Below are 19532 nucleotides of genomic sequence, written 5' to 3'. Positions count from 1 at the left end.
GACCGCGCTTAGGATGACGCGCATGACCCAGCAGAACCCCACCGCGGCGACACCCTCGAGCGCCGAGGACGCCCTGGCCCGCTCCACCGACGAGGCATCCCTGGCCCGCACCCTGGCCCGCAGCGCCGAGATCCAGGCCGACCTCGAGGTCAACCCGGGCCGCTACCGCATGCTCACCGGCGCGCGCCCGACGGGCAACATGCACCTGGGCCACTACTTCGGGACGATGCACTCGTGGAAGTCGATCCAGGACCGCGGTGTCGACACCTGGATCCTCGTGGCCGACTACCAGGTCATCACCGATCGCGACGGCGTGGGCCCCCTGCGCGAACGCGTCCTGTCGCTCGTGGCCGACACCCTGGCCGTGGGGGTCGACCCGGCGCGCTCGACCGTCTTCGTCCACTCGGCCGTGCCCGCCGCCAACCAACTCATGCTGCCCTTCCTGTCCCTGGTCACCGAGTCCGAGCTGCATCGCAACCCCACGGTCAAGGCCGAGCTGGAGGCCACCGGCGGACGGGCCATGAGCGGCCTGCTCCTGACCTACCCCGTCCACCAGGCCGCCGATATCCTGTTCTGCCAGGCCAACCTGGTCCCGGTGGGCAAGGACCAGCTCCCCCACCTCGAGCAGGCGCGCCTCATCGCCCAGCGCTTCGACAAGCGCTACGGACGGGCCCTCGCGAAGCACCCGGTGTTCCGCCGCCCCGAGGCGCTTTTGTCCGAGGCCCCCCTCCTGCTGGGCCTGGACGGGGAGAAGATGAGCAAGTCGCGCCGCAACACCATCGAGCTGCGGATGAGCGCCGATGAGACGGCAGCCGCGCTGAGGAAGGCCAAGACCGACTCCGAGCGGCTCATCACCTACGACCCGGTGGGCCGTCCCGAGGTGTCCAACCTGCTGACCCTCGCCTCCCTGTGCGGGGCGGGCACGCCCGAGCAGATCGCCGAGCGCATCGGCGACGCGGGGGCGGGCGCCCTCAAGAGGCTGACCACCGAGGCGGTCAACGAGTACTTCGCGCCCATCCGCGCCCGCCGGGCCGAGCTCGTCGCCGACGAGGCTCATCTGCGCTCCGTCCTGCGCGAGGGCAACGACCGCGCCCGGGAGGTCGCCCAGACCACCCTGGACGCGGTGCGCAGCGCCATGCACATGGACTACTGACCGGCTCCGCGCCCACCGGAGCCCAGGGCCCGGAGCCGGTCATGGCCCCAGGGCTGCTGCTCCCGGCACCGCGCCCCGGCGCGGCGCCCCGGCATGGTCCGACAAATGTGACTGACCCGCGTCCGAGCCGTACGCTTGTCATGTGACCCCCAGCACGCCGCGCCGCCGCACGGCGTCCACACGAAAGGCCGCCGTGAAGACCATGCCGTCCAACGCCCCGACCTCGCCGTCCCAGGGCCCCGCGCCCGAAACCGTGTTCCCCCGTCCCGCCCCGTACTCCCCGGTGGGACGGATCCCCGTCACCGAGGTGTTCCCCGTCGTCGAGGACGGTCGATGGCCGGCCAAGGCCGTGCCCGGGGAGGTCATTCCCGTGCGCGCCACGGTCTTCCGCGAGGGACACGACCGCTTCGGCGCCACCGCCGTCCTGGTCCGCCCCGACGGGAGCGACGGCCCCAGTGCGCGCATGCGGGAGATCGCCCCCGGCCTTGACCTCTACGAGGCCCGTCTTGCTCCCGAGGAGCCCGGCGACTGGGGCCTGAGGGTCGAGGGCTGGTCGGACCCCTACGCCACCTGGGCCCATGACGCCGGCATCAAGGTCCCCGCGGGGGTCGACGTCGAGCTCATGCTCGAGGAGGGCGCCCGGGTCCTCGAGCGCGCCGCCGGGGTCGAGGGCCGCCCCGACCAGGACGCCGCGGTCCTGACCGCCGCGGCCGCCGCGCTGCGCGACAGCTCGGCCCCCGCAGGCTCCCGGCTCGCCGCGGGCCTGGACGAGTCCGTCGTCTCGGTCCTGGACCGCCTGCCCCTGCGCGACCTCGTCTCGCCCTCGGCCACCTACCCCCTCCAGGTCGACCGGCGCAGGGCTCTGGTCGGCTCCTGGTACGAGATCTTCCCCCGCTCCCTGGGCGCGGGCACCGACTCCGGGGGGATCTGGCACTCCGGGACCCTGCGCACCGCCACGGCGCGCCTGGACCGGATCGCCGCCATGGGCTTCGACGTGCTCTACCTGACCCCGATCTCCCCCATCGGGACGACCAACCGCAAGGGCAGGAACAACACGTTGACCGCCCGCCCCGGCGACCCGGGCTCCCCCTACGGTATCGGCTCGTCCGACGGCGGGCACGATGCCATCCACCCCGACCTGGGCACCTTCGAGGACTTCGACGCCCTCGTGGCGCGCGCCGGGGAGCTGGGGTTGGAGGTCGCCCTCGACCTGGCCCTCCAGTGCTCCCCGGACCACCCGTGGGTCAGCGAGCACCCCGAGTGGTTCACGGTCCTGGCCGACGGCTCCATCGCCTACGCTGAGAACCCGCCGAAGAAGTACCAGGACATCTACCCCCTCAACTTCGACAACGACCCCGAGGGCATCTACCGCGCCATCCTCGAGGTGGTCATGACATGGGTCGAGCACGGCGTGACGATCTTCCGCGTCGACAACCCGCACACCAAGCCGCTGCCGTTCTGGCAGCGCCTCATCCGGGAGGTGCGCGCCTCCCACCCCGAGGTGCTCTTCCTCGCCGAGGCCTTCACCCGCCCGGCCATGATGCGCACGCTGGGCAAGATCGGCTTCAGCCAGAGCTACACCTACTTCGCCTGGCGCAACACCAAGGAGGAGCTGACCGACTACATGGTCGAGCTCTCCCAGGACACGGCCCACGTCCTGCGCCCCGCCTTCTGGCCCACCACCCACGACATCCTCACGCCCTTCATGACCAACGGGAAGGTGGCCGCCTTCAAGCTGCGCGCCGTCCTGGCGTCCACGCTGTCGCCGACCTGGGGCATCTACTCGGGCTACGAGCTGGCCGAGTCCACGCCGCGCCCGGGCTACGAGGAGCAGATCGACAACGAGAAGTACGAGTACAAGCCGCGTGACTTCGCCGCCGCCCGCGCCAACGGCATCGAGGACCTCCTCACCCGCCTCAACGCCGCCCGCGCCGCGCACCCCGCCCTCCAGCAGCTGCGGGACATCTGGTTCCACCCCACGAGCAACGACGCGCTCATTGCCTACTCCAAGCGCCTCGACGCGGCCCACAGCCCCACCGGGAGCGAGGACGTCGTCCTGACCGTGGTCAACCTCGACCCCCACCGGGCCCAGGAGGGGGAGGTCTTCCTCAACCTCGACCAGCTCGGCCTGCCGCCGGGCACCGACGGGTCCCGCCCGGTCCTGCGCGTCACCGACGAGCTGACCGGCAGCACCTACGACTGGAGCGGGACGAACTATGTGCGGCTCGACCCCTTCGGCGGCCAGGTCGCGCACGTGCTCAGCGTCGAGCCCCTGTGACCGGCGTGCGGGGCCGCCGGCACCACCCGGCCGCCCCGCACGCCGGCACCCGTCGGCGCACGCCGGCTCTGCCCCCACCCCACCGGGAGGGCGCGGACCCCGCAGCGGGGCGCGCGCCCCGCCCGCCCGCACCATCAAGAGAGGTCATTGCGTGATCGCCTCCGTCTCAGCCGTTCCCGGGGTCCCCGACCTGCCCGCACAGCCGCGGCCCGGTCTGACCGAGGACCCCGAGTGGTTCCGCACCGCCGTGTTCTACGAGGCGCTCCTGCGCTCCTACGCCGACTCCGATGGAGACGGCGTCGGGGACTTCGCGGGCCTGGCCTCGAGGCTGAACTACCTGGCCTGGCTCGGGGTGGACGCGATCTGGATCCCGCCCTTCTACCCCTCGCCCATGCGCGACGGGGGCTATGACATCTCCGACTACACCGGCATCGACCCGCGCTACGGGACGATGGAGGACTTCAGGAGCCTGGTGGCCGAGGCCCACGCCCGAGGCATCCGCATCGTCATCGACATGGTCGTCAACCACACCTCGGACGCCCACCCCTGGTTCCAGGCCTCCCGGCACGACCCCACCGGCCCCTTCGGGGACTTCTACGTGTGGGCCGACGACGACTCCGGCTACGCCGACACGCGCATCATCTTCATCGACACCGAGCCGTCGAACTGGAGCTATGACGAGGTGCGTGGTCAGTACTACTGGCACCGATTCTTCGCTCACCAGCCCGACCTCAACTATGACAATCCCGACGTCATCGAAGCGATCCACGAGGTCATCCGCTTCTGGGCGCGCACCGGGGTCGACGGGTTCCGCCTCGACGCCATCCCCTACCTCATCGAGTCCGAGGGGACCAACTGCGAGAACCTGCCGGGCACCCACGCGGTCATCGCGGGGCTGCGCGAGATGCTCGACCGGGAGTTCCCCGGGGTCATCACGATCGCCGAGGCCAACCAGTGGCCCGAGGACGTCGTGGAGTACTTCGGCACCGACGATGCCCCCGAGTGCACGATGTGCTTCCACTTCCCGGTCATGCCCCGCATCTTCTACGCCCTGCGCGAGGAGTCCTCCCGGGCGGTGCGCGAGGTCCTCCAGGCCACCCCGCAGATCCCGGCCCACGGCCAGTGGGGCACCTTCCTGCGCAACCACGACGAGCTGACCCTCGAGATGGTCACCGACGAGGAGCGCGCCACCATGTACGGCTGGTACGCCCCCGAGGACCGGATGCGCGCCAACATCGGCATCCGCCGCCGGCTGACCCCCTTGCTGGGGGACTCGCGCGCCGAGCTCGAGCTCGCCCACGCCCTACTGCTGTCCCTGCCGGGCTCGCCGTGCCTGTACTACGGCGACGAGATCGGTATGGGGGAGAACATCTGGCTGGCCGACCGCGACGCCGTGCGCACACCCATGCAGTGGGACCATACCGAGCACATGGGCTTCTCGACTTGCGAGGACCCCGAGGAGCTGACCCTGCCGCTCATCGACTCCCCCGGCTACGCCCAGCGCACCGTTGCCGACGCGCTGGCCACCCCCTCCTCGCTGCTGCACTTCACCCGCAGGCTGCTCCACCTGCGCCGCCAGCACCCGGTGCTGGGCCGCGGGTCCTTCCGGCTGTGCGACACCTCCGACGACGCCGTCCTGGCCCACACGCGCACTGACTCGCCCGAGCACGGCGGCGAGACGCTGCTGTGCGTGGCCAACCTGGCCGACGCCCCTCGCGCGGTGACCATCGTGGTTCCCGAGCTGGCCGGGCGGAGCACGACGGAGATCCTCGGCGGCGGCGTCTTCCCCGCCCTCGACGAGGAGGGGCGCATCAGCCTGACCCTGGGTGCGCGCGGCTACTACTGGCTGTCGGTCGAGCCGGCCCCGGAGGCATGACGATGAGCGCCCAGCCCCCACTGGCAGTCCGCTGGCCCGAGGACGACGCCCTTCTCGGTGCGCTGGCCGGCTGGATGGCCGGGCGGCGCTGGTTCCCCCTCAAGGGCGGGAAGGCCCCCGAGCCCGAAGGGTTGAGCATCGTGGCCGACGAGGCCATCGCCCCGGGCGTGCGCGATCTCGTCGTGGCGGTCCCGCGCCCCCGTGGCCCGGGTCCGCTGCTCCTCCACGTCCCGCTCGTCCTCGAGGCACCTGAGGCGCTCGAACGCTACGCGGTGGACGGGGAGCCGCCCGGAGCGGCGGGCACCGTGGTCACCACCCCGGCCGGCCCGGTGGCCCTGGTCGACGGGCCGCACCACCCTGCCTTCTGGCGCGCCTGGGCCGGTGCCGCCGAGCGGGCCGGGACGAGCCTGGGCCCGGCCGGGCCGCGGGCGGTGGCCGCACGGGCCGCCCACCTGCGGGTGACCACCGGGGAGCAGTCCAACACCAGCGTTGTCCTGCCCGCGCCCGAGGGCGGGGACGAGCTGGACGAGGACCTCATCGTCAAGGTCTTCCGGGTCCTGGCGCACGGACGCAACCCGGATGTCGAGGTCTCGGTGGCCCTGGCCCGCCTGGGCTGGGAGCATGTGCGCCGCCCCGTGGCCTGGTCGACCCTGGCATGGACCGACCCCGCCACCGGGGCGCCGGCCGCCTCCGACTCCGCCGTGGCCTGCACCTTCATCCCGGTGGCCGACGACGGCTTCGAGCTGTTCTGCGCCCTGGCCGCCGATGACGACGCCGACGGCCCGGTGCGCGACCGCGCCGTGGACCTGGCGCAGGGCCTGGGGAGGACGACCGCCTTGATGCACGAGCGGCTGGCCCGCGCGCTGGGTGACTTCGAGCCGCAGTCCCCCCAGGCTCTGGCCGGGGCCCTCAGGCAGCGGGCCGACTGGGCCCGCCGGGAGGTGCCGGCCCTGGGCGAGGCCGTCCCGGGGCTGGAGGAGGGAGTGAGCAGGGTCCTGGAGGCCCTCGAGGCGCTGCCGCGTCTGGAGCGGGCCAGCCGGGTCCACGGCGACTACCACCTGGGTCAGGTCTTGCGGGAGGTCGGCGAGCCGGGACGCTGGTACGTCCTGGACTTCGAGGGGGAGCCCCTGCGCCCCCTGGCAGAGCGCTCCGAGCCCGACCAGCCGCTGCGGGACGTGGCGGGGATGCTCCGCTCCTTCGACTACGCCGCCGCCGTGGGGGGCGCCCGGCACGAGGACTGGTTGCCTGCGGTCCGCGCCGCCTTCCGCTCCGGGTACACCCGCGCCCGGACCGCGGGCTCCCAACCGCGCACGGAGCAGGCGCAGGGCGGGGCGCGCACCGACACGCTCCTGGCGGCCCTCGAGCTCGACAAGGCTCTCTACGAGGCCGTCTACGAGGCCCGCAACCGCCCCGACTGGCTGGAGATCCCGGTCAGGGCGCTGAGGCTCCTCACCACACCACTGAACGATTGATATTGATTGAAAAACACTTTATTCACTCACTAACGACCACCCCTTCGGTTGCCTTCGATCCGAGCCGAACAAAGTCCCCCGCCACCGTCTACGCCCATGGGAGAGTTGAGCACATGACCGACGCCACGCACCCCGAGCCCGCCCCCGACTCCGCCACCGAGCCGACCGCCGCCCACGTCGACCCCTGGGTCCTCGCCGACGTCGCCTACGCGCGCTACCACAATCCCCACGAGGTGCTCGGCGCCCACGTGAGCCCCGGCGGGGTCACGGTGCGGACCGTGCGCCACCTCGCCGATGCCGTCGCCGTCGTCACCGCCGAGGGCACCTTCCCCGCCCAGCACGAGCAGGACGGGGTCTGGGTGGCCGTCGTCCCCGGTGAGGCCATCCCCGACTACCGCATCGCCGTGACCTATGGCGAGGACACGACGATTGTCGACGACCCCTACCGCTTTCTGCCCACCCTGGGCGAGATGGACACCTACCTCATCTCCGAGGGCCGCCACGAGGAGCTGTGGGAGGTGCTGGGGGCGCACATCAAGCGCTACTCCGGCCCCATGGGCGCCGTCGAGGGCGTCGCCTTCGCCGTGTGGGCGCCCAACGCCCGTGCCGTGCGCGTCGTGGGCGACTTCAACTACTGGGACGGCACTGGCTCGGCCATGCGCTCCCTGGGCCACTCCGGGGTCTGGGAGCTGTTCATCCCCGGCGTGGGCGTGGGCGCCCGCTACAAGTTCGAGCTGTGCTTCGCCGACGGGTCCTGGCACCAGAAGGCGGACCCGATGGCCCGCGCCTCCGAGGTCCCCCCGGCCACGGCCTCGGTGGTCACCGATGCCGTCCACGAGTGGGGCGACCAGGAGTGGATGGAGCGTCGGGCCACGACAGACCCGCACGCCGGCCCCATGAGCATCTACGAGGTCCATATCGGCTCCTGGCGCCAGGGCCTGGGCTACCGGGGGCTGGCCGAGGAGCTCGTCCCCTACGTCAAGGAGGCCGGCTTCACCCACGTGGAGTTCCTGCCCGTGGCCGAGCACCCCTTCGGCGGGTCCTGGGGTTACCAGGTCACCGGCTACTACGCCCCGACGTCCCGCTTCGGCACGCCCGACGACTTCAAGTACCTCATCGACCAGTTCCACCAGGCCGGCATCGGCATCATCCTGGACTGGGTGCCCGCCCACTTCCCCAAGGACGAGTGGGCGCTGGCCCGCTTCGACGGCACCGCGCTGTACGAGGACCCCGACCCCCAGCGCGGCGAGCACCCGGACTGGGGCACCTACATCTTCAACTTCGGCCGCAACGAGGTCCGCAACTTCCTTGTGGCCAACGCCCTGTACTGGCTCAGCGAGTTCCACATCGACGGGCTGCGCGTCGACGCTGTCGCCTCGATGCTCTACCTCGACTACTCGCGCGAGGAGGGCCAGTGGCACCCCAACCAGTTCGGCGGCCGGGAGAACCTCGAGGCCATCAGCTTCCTCCAGGAGGCCACCGCCACCGCCTACCGCAAGAACCCCGGCACCGTCATGATCGCCGAGGAGTCCACCGCCTGGCCCGGGGTGACCGCCCCCACCGAGTACGGCGGCCTGGGATTCGGGCTGAAGTGGAACATGGGCTGGATGAACGACACGCTGCGTTACCTCGACGAGCTGCCGATCAACCGCCGCTACCACCACGGCGAGCTCACCTTCTCCCTCGTCTACGCCTTCTCCGAGCAGTTCGTCCTGCCGCTGAGCCACGACGAGGTCGTCCACGGCAAGGGCTCTCTGCTGTCCAAGATGCCCGGTGACGCCTGGCAGGAGCTGGCCGGCCTGCGCGCCCTGTACGCCTACCAGTGGTCCCACCCCGGCAAGCAGCTGCTGTTCATGGGCCAGGAGTTCGGTCAGGGTGCCGAGTGGAACTCCGACCACTCCCTGGACTGGTGGATCCTGGAGGACCCCGGTCACCAGGGCCTGCTCAAGCTCGTCAGCGACCTCAACGCCTTCTACCGGGAGTCCCCGGCCATGTGGGCCGACGACTTCTCCCACCGGGGCTTCGAGTGGATCGAGGCCGGCGACGGGGACCACAACGTGCTGTCCTACCTGCGCAAGGGCACCGGAGCCGACGGCCGGGCAGACCTGGTCGTGGCGATCATCAACTTCGCCGGCACCCCGCACGAGGGCTACCGCGTGGGCCTGCCCTTCGCGGGCGGCTGGGACGAGGTCATCAACACCGACTCCCCGGAGTACGGCGGGTCGGGCGTGGGCAATCTCGGGCACGTCGAGGCCGAGGAGCTGCCCTGGAACGGCCGCCCCGCCTCGGTGCGCCTGCGCGTGCCCCCCATGGGGGCGATCTTCCTCCGCCCGACGCGCGACTGAGCGGGCCGAGACGGGCGCCGGGGGCGGCTGCGCCAGGGACCCGCTCCCGGCATCCCGGGCGTCCGGGAGCCGTGCCCTGGCGCGGCCGCGCCCTCAACCGATCCGGATGACGGGCTCGTCGGGCGGGGAGATCGTCGCCGAGGGGTGTGGGTCCAGACGCAGGTCGACGACCAGCCCCTGCCCGTCGGCTCCGACCGCCTCGTACTCGTAGGCACGGTTGTCCAGGTGGCGGGTCTCGGTCCTGGCGGCGGTCAGCCACGGCTGCCGACGGCGCAGCGCGAGGAGCTCCTGGTGCAGCCGCATCATCGGCTCGCCCGAGGGGTCCAGGTACTCGGGGCCGGCCGGGAAGGCGGGCCGCACCTCGTCGTCGCCGCCGAGCTCGTCCCTCTTGACGCCCCTCAGGCCCCGCTCGTCGCCGTAGTAGACCGAGGGGATCCCCCCGACGGTCAGCAGCACGGCCACCGCCAGGCGGGTCGCCTCCTCGCCGATCCTGCTGGCGATGCGGGTGACATCGTGGTTGCCGACGAAGGTCATGGGGACCATCGTCTCGAGGAGCTCGTTGTGCCGCTTCAGGCACCAGTCGAGCTCGTAGAAGTTGCCGTCGGCCAGCGAGCTCCAGATGGCCTTCCACAGCTCGTACTGCGTGACGGAGTCGATGCCTGACCGCTGGACGAGGTCGGCGTAGTCGCCGTGGATCACCTCCCCGACGAACCAGGCCTCGGGGAACTCCCTGCGCACCTGCGGCAGCACGCGGTTCCAGAACTCGGGGGCGACGGCGTAGGCGGCGTCGAGCCTCCAGGCCGAGGCGCCGCGGCGCAGCCAGTGGCGCATGACGTCGGCGACGAGCTCGGCCACCCGCGGCGAGTCGTGGTTGAGGGCCGCCAGCCCTCGGTGCCCCTCGAAGTCGCGGTAGTCCCGCGCCACGCCCTCCCCGGAGAGGTGGAACATGGACCCGGCGGCCTCGTCGCCCTCCATCGCCGCGCGGAACAGAGGGTGGCCGGTGCCCACGTGGTTGAACACCCCGTCGAGCATGACCGCGATCCCACGGTCGTGGCATCCGGAGATGAGGCGGTCGAAGGCTGCGTCGTCCCCGAGCCGGGGATCGATCGCGTAGTAGTCCACGGTGTCGTAGCCGTGGGTCTGCGACCTGAAAACGGGTCCGAGCGCCAGGCCGTTGGCGCCCAGGCCGATGAGGTAGTCGAGCCAGGGGCCCAGGGAGTCCAGGCCGGCTGAGGCGCCGTGGTTCTCGGTGCCGCCCCCGCCGTCGGCCTCCGGACGGATCCGCACCCCGGCGAAACCCAGCGGATACACGTGCCACCACACACAATGACGAATCCAGGCGCTCATGATCAGGTCCTCGTCGCGTATCTGCATGCCCACCGGACCGGTCATGAGTGGACACGGCCCGACGGCAAAAGGCTAGGCCCGCCCTTGGGCACCGTCAACGTGTCGTCCACGTACCTGCGCCCGGGCCCGGTCGTGTCCGGAATGACAGCAGCCCGGCGCGCGGTCGGGGTCCGTGGCCGGTAGGCTCGACCATGTCCGCGAATGGGCCCGGTCGTCAGGGCACCTGTTCCCATGGGGCCGTCGGCCCCGTCATGCGCTGACACGGCCGCAGCCAGACTGCGACCCGACCACAGAGTCTGACAAGGGAAGAAGAATGACGCAGAACCTGGTCGCCACCGTGCCCTCACAGGTCAGGGCGGTCTCCGGTCACCCCGCCGGAGCCTCGACACCGATGGAGGTGTGGCAGGGCCTGTCCGCCGCCGTCGTCGATGCCATCGCGGACGACTGGTACGCCACCGAGCAGCGATACCGCGCCGGCCGGATGGAGCACTACTTCTCCGCGGAGTTCCTCATGGGGCGCGCGCTGCTCAACAACCTGAGCAACCTGGGCCTGGTCGACCAGGCGCGCCAGGCACTGGGCTCCTTCGGGCAGAACCTCTCGGAGATCCTCGAGGAGGAGCCTGACGCCGCGCTGGGCAACGGCGGGCTGGGCCGCCTGGCCGCCTGTTTCCTGGACTCCTGCGCCACCCTCGACCTGCCGGTGGCCGGCTACGGGATCCTCTACCGCTACGGGCTGTTCAAGCAGCTGTTCAACGACGGCTTCCAGACTGAGCACCCCGACCCGTGGATGGAGGAGGGCTATCCCTTCGTCCTGCGCCGTGAGGAGGCCCAGCGCATCGTGCGCTACGCCGACCTGACCGTGCGCGCGGTGCCGCATGACATGCCGATCACCGGCTACGGCACCCGCAACGTCAACACCCTGCGGCTGTGGAAGGCCGAGCCCATGGAGGAGTTCGACTACGACGCCTTCAACTCCCAGCGCTTCACCGACGCCATCGTCGAGCGCGAGCGCACCGCCGACATCTCGCGAGTCCTCTACCCCAACGACACGACCTATGAGGGCAAGGTCCTGCGCGTCCGCCAGCAGTACTTCTTCTGCTCGGCCTCTCTCCAGGAGATCGTCGATAACTACGTCGCCCAGCACGGCACCGACCTGACCGGTTTCGCCGAGTTCAACTCCGTCCAGCTCAACGACACCCACCCGGTGCTGGCCATCCCCGAGCTCATGCGCCTGCTCATGGACGAGCACTCCCTGGGCTGGGAGGAGGCCTGGGCGGTGGTGACGGCCACCTTCGCCTACACCAACCACACGGTCCTGGCCGAGGCCCTGGAGACCTGGGAGATCTCCATCTTCGAGCGCCTCTTCCCGCGGATCCTCGAGATCGTCCGGGAGATCGACCGCCGTTTCCGCACCGACCTCGCCGACCGGGGCGTGGACCAGTCCACGATCGACTACATCGCCCCCGTCAGCGGCGACAAGGTCCGGATGGCCTGGATCGCCTGCTATGCCTCGTACTCGATCAACGGCGTCGCCGCGCTGCACACCGAGATCCTCAAGCGCGACACCCTCAAGGACTGGTACGCGATCTGGCCCGAGCGCTTCAACAACAAGACCAACGGCGTGACCCCCCGCCGCTGGCTGCGCCAGTGCAACCCCCGCCTGTCCGCCCTGCTCGACGAGGTGACGGGCTCCGACACCTGGGTGACGGACCTGTCGGTCCTGGCCGACTACGTCGACGCCGCCGACGAGACCGTTTTGGACCGCCTGGCTGAGATCAAGCACGCCAACAAGGTGGACTTCGCGGCCTGGGTGGCCCAGCGCGAGGGGGTCGAGATCGACCCCGACGCCATCTTCGACGTCCAGATTAAGCGTCTTCACGAGTACAAGCGCCAGCTGCTCAACGCGATCTATGTCCTCGACCTCTACTTCCGCATGAAGGAGGACCCCTCGCTCGTCGTGCCTCCGCGGGTCTTCGTCTTCGGGGCCAAGGCGGCCCCGGGATACATTCGCGCCAAGGCCGTCATCAAGCTCATCAACGCCGTGGCCGAGCTGGTCAACGACGACCCGGTGGTCTCCCAGACCCTCAAGGTCGTGTTCATCCACAACTACAACGTCTCCCCCGCCGAGCACATCATCCCGGCGGCCGACGTCTCCGAGCAGATCTCGATGGCCGGCAAGGAGGCCTCGGGCACCTCGAACATGAAGTTCATGATGAACGGCGCCCTGACCCTGGGCACGCTCGACGGCGCGAACGTCGAGATCCTGGAGGCCGTGGGTCACGACAACGCCTACATCTTCGGAGCGACCGAGGACGAGCTGCCCGCTCTGCGCGAGACCTATGACCCGCGGGCCGTCTACGAGTCCGTCCCCGGGCTCAAGCGGGTCCTCGACGCCTTCACCGACGGAACGCTGGACGACAACGGCTCGGGCTGGTTCGCCGACCTGCGCCGCAGCCTGCTCGAGTCGAGTCATGAGGCGGCCGACGTCTACTACGTCCTGGGGGACTTCGACGCCTACCGCCGGACCAAGGACGCGATGGCCGCCGACTATGCCGACCAGCGCGCCTGGCAGCGCAAGGCCTGGGTCAACATCACCGGTTCGGGCCGCTTCTCCTCGGACCGCACGATCCGCGACTACGCCGAGGTGTGGCGGATCAGCCCTCAGCCGATCGCCTGATCAGCCCAGTGGACGCGGCGGGGCCGGTACTGCCTCATGACGGTGCCGGCCCCGCCGCGTCTACGAGCTTCGGGCGCGGGCACGGGCCGGCGCTCTCCGCCCCGGGCCCGCGCGGGCCGATGGGCGCGGTCAGAACAGGAGGGTGGACAGGCGGCGTCGGGCCCGCGCCACCTCGGGGGTTCCCGCACCGATGACGCCGAAGAGCTCGAGGGCTCGCAGGCGGGCCCGGTCCCGCTCGGCTCCGGTGTGGGTGCGCACGGCCTCGAGGACCCGGTCGAGGGCGCCCTCGACGTCGCCCAGGGCCAGGGCGGCGTCGGCGGCCGCCAGCGCCGCGTCGAGATCGGCGGGGTCGGCCTGGGCGGCGGCCAGGAGGGCCTGCGGGTCCTGGCCGTCGAGCCGGTGCATGAGGCGGACCTGATCGCGGGCCACGACGAGCTGGGAGTCACCCGGGCTCAGCGTGATGGCCTTGTCGTAGACGGCCTCGGCGCCGGCCCAGTCACCGCGCTCGATGGCCCGCCGGGCCTCGCTCTCGACCTCGGTCTCCTCCTCGGAGGCGTCAACGGGCTCACCGTCCACGCGGATGCGTCCGGTCACCCCGTTGCGCGCCGCGAGCTGGAGGAGCTGGTCGAGGACTCCACGCAGCTCGTCCTCGGCGATCATCCCCTGGAAGATCGGAACCGGTTGCCCCGCCAGCAGCGCCAGGACGGTCGGGACGGCCTGGACCTGGAGGGCCTGGGCCACCTCGGGGGCCGCGTCGGCGTCGACACGGGCGAGCTCGAAGGCGCCGGCGTGCTCGCGCGTGAGCCGCTCGAGCATGGCGGCGAGCTCGACCGAGGCCTGGGAGCGGGCGGAGTGCACGACCACGACAACGGGGACCTGGGTGGAGACCTCGGCGACGTCCCGCAGCGAGGTCGCGTCGACGTCGACGACCAGGGGCGCCGGCAGGGCGTCCTGCTCGGCCGTCCCGGCCTTCGGCGCGCCTGCCGGCGCCGCCGACGCAGGCGCCGGAGTCAAGGAGGACAGGTCGACGGCTCCGAACATGGACATGGACACAACCTTTCTCGGGCGGGGCCCGGGTGTTCGAGGAGAGGTGCGCGCCCGCCCCGCGCTGCGGGACGGGCGCGGCAGGGTCGGTGGTCAGCCGGTAGGCGCCTGTGAGTCATCGCGGGTGACGCCCGCGATGACGCTGTCCATACCCAGCGCGACCGCGTTGGTGTCGGAGCCCTCGGGCGGGATGGAGAAGGCGATGATGACGTCGTAGGAGGTCGTCACGGTGCCCACCACCGTCTTGTTGTCCCCCATGAGGGCGCCTGCGGCGTCATCGACGCTGATCGTCGAGCCGGCCACCGTGTTCTTGTAGACGCGGTCATAGCGCAGGGTGGTCATGACCAGCGCGCCGCCGTCGGCGGTCCGCAGCCCCTTGAACCCGTCGGCGCCCGCCGTTGCCGTCACGCTGGCCTCCCCCATCCCGGAGAAGTCGGTGGCGCGCGCGTTGGCGACGGTCTGGCGCAGGAGGTCATCGGCGAAGGCCTTGCCGTTGTCGCCCTCGGGGTTGTTGAGAGCGTCGACGTAGCGGTCCAGGACCTCCTGCGGCGTGGCCACCAGCCCCGCGGCGTCGGCATCGACCTGCTCGGCGCCCACGGAGGGCGCAGCGGTGGCGGGCACGACGACACCGGCGAACAGGCGGGCCCACCCCCACAGCTGAAAGTCGTCCCGCGCGGAGTCCTGGGTCAGGGCGAGGAGGTACTCGACCGAGTCCCCTTCGGCGACCTCGGTGACGGCCATGGCGGTGCGGGGGAACTCCGCGGTCAGGCCCACGGTCCCCGCCTTCGGGGTGGTCGTGAAGGTGTGCACCCGGGTGTCGTCACCGGTCGCCGTGGCAATGGTGTACTGCTCGCCGCGGACCCGGGAGGCCGGACCGACGAGGTAGCCCTTGAGGGCGTCGGTGGACTTCTCGGCGTCGGCGGCGTCCATCCCCTTCTGGATCCGCTCCAGGATGGCGGTCAGGCGCTCGGAGTCGAGCACCGGCTGAGCCGACGGGCTGGTCGTGGCGGCCGAGGTCGCGGGCACCTCGTTGCTGCAGGCGGCCAGGGCGGCCGCGACGGCCGTCGCGGCGGCACCGGTGAGCAGTGCTCGGCGGCTGGTCATCATGCGTGCTCCTCCTCGGAGGGGTCGGTGGACGGCGCCGGGTCGGCGGCCTGACTCATCGTCTGGGTGTCCTGCGCCTCGATCCCCTGGTCGGACACCGAGAACGGCGCCTGAGGAGCGATGCGGCCGGCGCGGTAGGCGGCGGCCGCCTGCTCGGTCAGCCCGGGCACGACGGCGCTTCCCCGGGCCGGACCCACCCAGCTGTCCGCAGGCACCTGGTCCCCCGGTGCCGGGACGGGGTAGACCGGGCTGCCCGTCGAAGGTGCGGGCATGACCGGGCTGCCCGTCGAAAGGGCCGGCATGACGGGCCCACCCGGGGAGGGTACCGGCATAACCGGACCGCCCGGCGATGCGGGCGTGGCTCCTGTGGCCGGTGTCGCTGGGCCCGCCCAGGCGGCGTCGGCATCGAAGGCGGAGGTCGCCTCGACGTCGAAAGCGGTCCCGTCGGCGTTGAACGTCGAGGTCGCCTCGGCGTCGAAGGGCGGAGCCTGCGGCACTGCGGGCACCTGCACGCCGTCGCGGTAGACCTGGCCGGTGCGGGGGTCGATCCACTCCTCGCCGGCGGCCTCCGCGCGCTCCTTATCGCGCAGCTCCCGCCTGCTCAACGGACGGTCGGGGTCGGCGACCTGCGGGATGCCAGCGGTGGAAACGGAGTCGGCGCTAGCCAGGCGGGCGGCGCGCTCGGCGGCCCGGGCGCGGCGCTGTGCGTCGGCATGCCGGACCTGGATGTCGATGAGGAAGAGGAAGACCCCGGCCAGCAGCAGCAGGCCGCCGACGACCAGGCCGGGCACCAGCCATGGGGTGGACACCGACCTGGGCCAGGACAGTGAGATCTGCGGGGCGGGCTCGGAGCCGTTGGTTGCCACGAGAACGACGAGGTCGGCGTCCGTGGCGTCGAGCTCGAGGGTCGCACTGCCCGTACCGGTCTCGGTCGCCAGCCACAGGTCGGAGGCTGTCGGGTCGGCGCCACTGCTCTCCAGCGCGGCGCAGTCCCCCGAGGTGGCGGCCGGCGTGGCCGCGTCAGTCGCGGCCCCGGTGGCGGCATCCGTCGCACCCGGCGTCGCTGCCGCAGTGGGCTGGGCGGAGGCGATCTGGCAGGTGGTCGTGATCTCCGAGGACTTCAGCTTCTCCCAGTCCGTCAGACCGGTGACCGAGACGTAGGGGTCGGTGGCCAGCCACGCCTTGACGTCACTGGAGTGTCCGACGGCGATGACGACGTCCTGGTCGGCCGACGAGGCAGTGGCGGTGACCGTGACGTCGGAGTCGACCAGGCTGAGGACACCGGGCTCGGTGACGACGTAGTTCTGGGTGGGCGCGGCGGCAAGGCTCGCCTGGGCCGTGGAGCTGGGCCGCCAGATGGTGGCCGAGCACACTGCCAGGGCGATGGCGATCAGGCCGAGTACGGCGATGATCATGCTCAGGATCCGTCGGTTCACGACGCGGCTCTCCTCGTGGTTGTGGACATGGCTGACCGGGTGGCTACCGGTCCGTGCCCGGCCACCAAGCAGTGGCGACCGCTGCTGCGGCACGATCTGCCGCCAGAATCCCACGCCCCCCGACCTCGACGCACCGTTCCGGGCAAAGATCACAGGTTCCTGCGCCGTCAGCGGAAGCGATAGGACGGCCTCCTCAATGCTCTCCCGCTCGGATCGGCGCTCTCCCGCCGGGCACCAACAGCCCTGCAGCCCGGGCCTCGCTCCGCGCCGAAAACCGCCCGCCCGAGTGTCATGGCGACCGCCACCGTGGTCACTGTCGTGGCTGGAGTGGCTGTTGTGACGGGAGCCCGTAAGGACCTCCACCATGCAGGGTCACAGTTTGGTCACGGTCGCCATGCGCCGTCCGTGGCTCGGCGCCCCTGCGGGCCCCCGGCGCAGGTCAGGTCACCCGGCGCACTCCGCGCAGTCGCCGTGCGGCATCCGCGCCGTATCCGCTTGGTCTCCGTGCAGTCTCGGCGCCACCTGGGCCAGATCGCCTGCGGATCACCGCCGGATCCCGGGGTGCCGAGGCGCCGTCGCCGCGCCCAGGAGCGCCCTGCGACCTCTCATCGTCCTTGCCAAGGCGGTTCAAGCACGCCTGTCAGCGAGATAACCTTGCCCGGTGAGCGGCGCCGCTTCGGCCCGCCAGGAGGAGGAGTGACGTGGCTGAGGGCACTGAGGAGTTCGCCATCACCATGCGCGGTTACGACCGCGCCCAGGTCGACCAGCGCCTGGAGGCGCTGAGCAGGCAGTTGGCCGACGCACGCAGGGAGGTGGCCAGCCTGGACCAGCGCGCCATGACGCTGGCCGGTGAGCTCGCTGATGCCCAGCGTCGTCTGCGCGAGTCGGACAAGCCCACCTACGCCGGGCTGGGATCCCGGATCGAGCAGCTGCTGCGCAGCGCCGAGGAGCAGTCGGCCGCCATCTTGTCCAAGGCCAATTCCGAGGCCAACGCCCTGCTCAGCCGCACGCGCTCCAACGCCCGCCACCTGGCAGAGCGCAGCGCCACCGAGGCCGCCACGCTCCTGTCCGACGCCCGGCGCGACGCCTCCGAGCTGCGGACACGCTCGGAGGCCGAGGCCGCCACGACCCTGGCCAACGCCGAGGCCCGCGCCAATGAGCTCGTCATCACTGCTGAGCGTCGTGCGGCCCAGCTGACCTCCGAGGTCTCCACGACGGCGGCCGAGGCGAGGTCCTCGGCCGAGCGCGACGCCCAGCTCATCGTGGCCCAGGCCAAGAAGACCGCCACGGAGCTGGAGGTCTCCAGCGAGCGCGAGGCCACGGCCCTGCGGGAGGCCGCGGCGGCCGAGGCCGAGGAGCTGCGCCGCTCCTCGACCGAGCAGGCCGAGGCCACCGTGTCCACCGCTGAGGAGGAGGCGCGCCTCACCCTCGACAAGGCGCGGGCCGAGGCGGACACCCTGCTGTCCGCGGCACGTTACGAGGCCGAGTCCCTGCGCCGCTCGGCCGCCGCCGAGGCCGACGCCGCCCGGACCGAGGCCACCGAGCTGCGCCAGCAGGCCGCCCTCGAGGTCGCCGCGGCCCGGGAGACGGCGGCGCGAGAGGATGCCGAGGCGCACGAGGCCACGCGCACCAGGCTCGCGGAGATGACGCAGAAGGCCGAGGAGCAGGCGGCCGACGCCGAGCAGCGCCTCGAGCAGGCCCTGGCGCGGGCAGAGACCGTGCGGGCCGAGACCGACCAGGCGGTTCGCGCCCGGCAGGAGGCGGCGACGCGGCAGGCCGAGGACACGCTGCGTGAGGCCCGCGAGGAGGCCACCCGCATCATGGCCGACGCCCGCGTGGACGCCGACGCCGAGGTGTCGGCCGCGGCGAGGCAGGTCGAGGAGCTGGAGCGCCAGCGCGACTCGGTGACCAACTACCTTGAGGAGATGCGCGGCATCCTGGGCAACGTCCTGCCGCACGTGTCGGTCTTCTCCGACGTCATCTCCGAGGCCCTCGACTCCTCCTCGCCCTCCAGCCAGGACAAGGCCGAGGATCACTCCGGTGACGGGCAGGACGCCGGGCAGGACCCCGCCGACGAGGCAGACGCCGAGGCTCCCGGAGACGGGGAGGCCTCGACCGAGGCGGAGGCATCCACGGAGGACGCCGCGGCCGAGGAGAGCCCTGCGCCCCCGCCCTCGGCCGAGGACGAGTCCGCGGCCTCCTCGCCGTCGGCAGCACCTGCGGCGGCGAAGACGACGGCCACCCGCCAGGCCTCCTCCGGCCGGCGCTCCGGCGGCTCCGCTCCCCGCCCGCCCCGGGGCTCATCGGCCCGGCGCTGACGCCGCCACCCTGCCACAACCCACTGACGCGCGTGCCCTCCCGTGACCACCGGAGGGCACGCGCGTTGGACTCAGGCATCAGCCCCAGGCGCGTTCGACGAGGGCGAGGGCCTGCTCCCGGGTCATGCCCAGGTCGCGCATCGAGGTGGCGAAGCGCAGCGCCTCCCGCTCCCCCGCCGTCCCGGACTGGTCGACGATGAAGGTCCCCTGGCGTCCCCGGCCCTCGACGACCCCGGCGATCTCCAGCTCGCGGTAGGCCTTGGCGACGGTGTTGACGGCCACCTGCAGCTGGGCGGCCAGCGCACGGGTCGTCGGCAGCCGCATTCCGGGCTGGAGCCGGCCGAAGGCGACCTCGGAGCTGATCGCCGAGCATACCTGCGAGAACACGGGCTCGGGGGAGCTCGAGTCGAGGGAGATGCGCAGCCGGGCGGAGGTGGTCATGCTTCTAGTCTGCGACACCTCCCGGCGCACGGCACCCTGAA

Annotated in this window: 12 protein-coding genes; 7 read left to right on the top strand and 5 right to left on the bottom strand. The window is 71.7% G+C overall.

What is annotated here, in order from left to right; translation table 11 throughout:
* Nucleotides 1–22: 22 nt before the first annotated feature.
* From trpS to glgB, 5 genes are all read left to right on the top strand, one after another.
* Nucleotides 23–1153 carry a tryptophan--tRNA ligase gene (gene trpS, locus Q4C85_RS07940; protein WP_303141124.1) on the top strand — a complete coding sequence of 377 codons (1131 nt, stop codon included), beginning with the start codon at nt 23–25 and terminating at the stop codon, nt 1151–1153.
* A gap of 202 nt (nt 1154–1355) precedes the next feature.
* Nucleotides 1356–3431 carry an alpha-1,4-glucan--maltose-1-phosphate maltosyltransferase gene (locus Q4C85_RS07935; protein WP_303141134.1) on the top strand — a complete coding sequence of 692 codons (2076 nt, stop codon included), beginning with the start codon at nt 1356–1358 and terminating at the stop codon, nt 3429–3431.
* A 151-nt stretch (nt 3432–3582) separates the two neighbouring features.
* Complete coding sequence (treS, locus tag Q4C85_RS07930) at nt 3583–5307, top strand: maltose alpha-D-glucosyltransferase (RefSeq protein WP_303141123.1); 1725 nt, start codon at nt 3583–3585, stop codon at nt 5305–5307.
* A 2-nt stretch (nt 5308–5309) separates the two neighbouring features.
* On the top strand, nt 5310–6779 hold the full coding sequence (locus tag Q4C85_RS07925) for a phosphotransferase (protein WP_303141122.1): 1470 nt from the start codon (nt 5310–5312) through the stop codon (nt 6777–6779).
* 113 nt (nt 6780–6892) lie between these two features.
* Nucleotides 6893–9124, top strand: coding sequence for a 1,4-alpha-glucan branching protein GlgB (gene glgB, locus Q4C85_RS07920; protein ID WP_303141120.1), 2232 nt, complete (start codon nt 6893–6895; stop codon nt 9122–9124).
* 93 nt (nt 9125–9217) lie between these two features.
* Here glgB and Q4C85_RS07915 read toward each other — a convergent pair whose 3' ends face one another.
* Nucleotides 9218–10471: an alpha-amylase family protein gene (locus Q4C85_RS07915; RefSeq protein ID WP_303141119.1), complete on the bottom strand. Its 1254-nt coding sequence runs from the start codon at nt 10469–10471 to the stop codon at nt 9218–9220.
* A 313-nt stretch (nt 10472–10784) separates the two neighbouring features.
* Between Q4C85_RS07915 and Q4C85_RS07910 the strand changes: the two genes are divergently transcribed.
* On the top strand, nt 10785–13148 hold the full coding sequence (locus Q4C85_RS07910) for a glycogen/starch/alpha-glucan phosphorylase (protein WP_303141117.1): 2364 nt from the start codon (nt 10785–10787) through the stop codon (nt 13146–13148).
* A gap of 129 nt (nt 13149–13277) precedes the next feature.
* Here the strand turns inward: Q4C85_RS07910 and Q4C85_RS07905 are convergent, their stop codons facing one another.
* The 3 genes from Q4C85_RS07905 to Q4C85_RS07895 all read right to left on the bottom strand — a co-directional run bounded on the left by Q4C85_RS07905 (nt 13278) and on the right by Q4C85_RS07895 (nt 16732).
* Nucleotides 13278–14195 carry a tetratricopeptide repeat protein gene (locus Q4C85_RS07905; RefSeq protein WP_303141115.1) on the bottom strand — a complete coding sequence of 306 codons (918 nt, stop codon included), beginning with the start codon at nt 14193–14195 and terminating at the stop codon, nt 13278–13280.
* Between the two features lie 90 nt (nt 14196–14285).
* Nucleotides 14286–15299 (bottom strand): hypothetical protein, encoded by a 1014-nt coding sequence (locus Q4C85_RS07900; protein WP_303141114.1) that lies wholly within the window; start codon nt 15297–15299, stop codon nt 14286–14288.
* Entirely contained in the window at nt 15296–16732 is a 1437-nt protein-coding gene (locus Q4C85_RS07895; protein ID WP_303141112.1) for a hypothetical protein, read from the bottom strand. The genes Q4C85_RS07900 and Q4C85_RS07895 overlap by 4 nt, the downstream gene beginning before the upstream one ends.
* A gap of 701 nt (nt 16733–17433) precedes the next feature.
* On the opposite strand from Q4C85_RS07895, the gene Q4C85_RS07890 reads away from it, so the two are divergent.
* Nucleotides 17434–19050, top strand: coding sequence for a DivIVA domain-containing protein (locus tag Q4C85_RS07890; RefSeq protein WP_303141111.1), 1617 nt, complete (start codon nt 17434–17436; stop codon nt 19048–19050).
* Between the two features lie 78 nt (nt 19051–19128).
* Here Q4C85_RS07890 and Q4C85_RS07885 read toward each other — a convergent pair whose 3' ends face one another.
* Nucleotides 19129–19491 (bottom strand): GntR family transcriptional regulator, encoded by a 363-nt coding sequence (locus Q4C85_RS07885; protein ID WP_303141110.1) that lies wholly within the window; start codon nt 19489–19491, stop codon nt 19129–19131.
* Nucleotides 19492–19532 lie beyond the last annotated feature (41 nt).

Origin of the sequence: Actinomyces sp., from assembly GCF_030524025.1 — a bacterium.
Taxonomy (GTDB): Bacteria; Actinomycetota; Actinomycetes; order Actinomycetales; family Actinomycetaceae; genus Actinomyces.
Note: the sequence above shows the minus strand (reverse complement) of the source record. Positions and strands in the feature narration are given on the sequence as shown.

Coding starts and splice junctions, on each gene's coding strand:
- Q4C85_RS07915 (WP_303141119.1), bottom strand. CDS start 10,471: ATGAGCGCCTGGATTCGTCATTGTGTGTGGTGGCACGTGTATCCGCTG.
- Q4C85_RS07885 (WP_303141110.1), bottom strand. CDS start 19,491: ATGACCACCTCCGCCCGGCTGCGCATCTCCCTCGACTCGAGCTCCCCC.
- trpS (WP_303141124.1), top strand. CDS start 23: ATGACCCAGCAGAACCCCACCGCGGCGACACCCTCGAGCGCCGAGGAC.
- Q4C85_RS07925 (WP_303141122.1), top strand. CDS start 5,310: ATGAGCGCCCAGCCCCCACTGGCAGTCCGCTGGCCCGAGGACGACGCC.
- glgB (WP_303141120.1), top strand. CDS start 6,893: ATGACCGACGCCACGCACCCCGAGCCCGCCCCCGACTCCGCCACCGAG.
- Q4C85_RS07910 (WP_303141117.1), top strand. CDS start 10,785: ATGACGCAGAACCTGGTCGCCACCGTGCCCTCACAGGTCAGGGCGGTC.
- Q4C85_RS07935 (WP_303141134.1), top strand. CDS start 1,356: ATGCCGTCCAACGCCCCGACCTCGCCGTCCCAGGGCCCCGCGCCCGAA.
- Q4C85_RS07905 (WP_303141115.1), bottom strand. CDS start 14,195: ATGTCCATGTTCGGAGCCGTCGACCTGTCCTCCTTGACTCCGGCGCCT.
- Q4C85_RS07900 (WP_303141114.1), bottom strand. CDS start 15,299: ATGATGACCAGCCGCCGAGCACTGCTCACCGGTGCCGCCGCGACGGCC.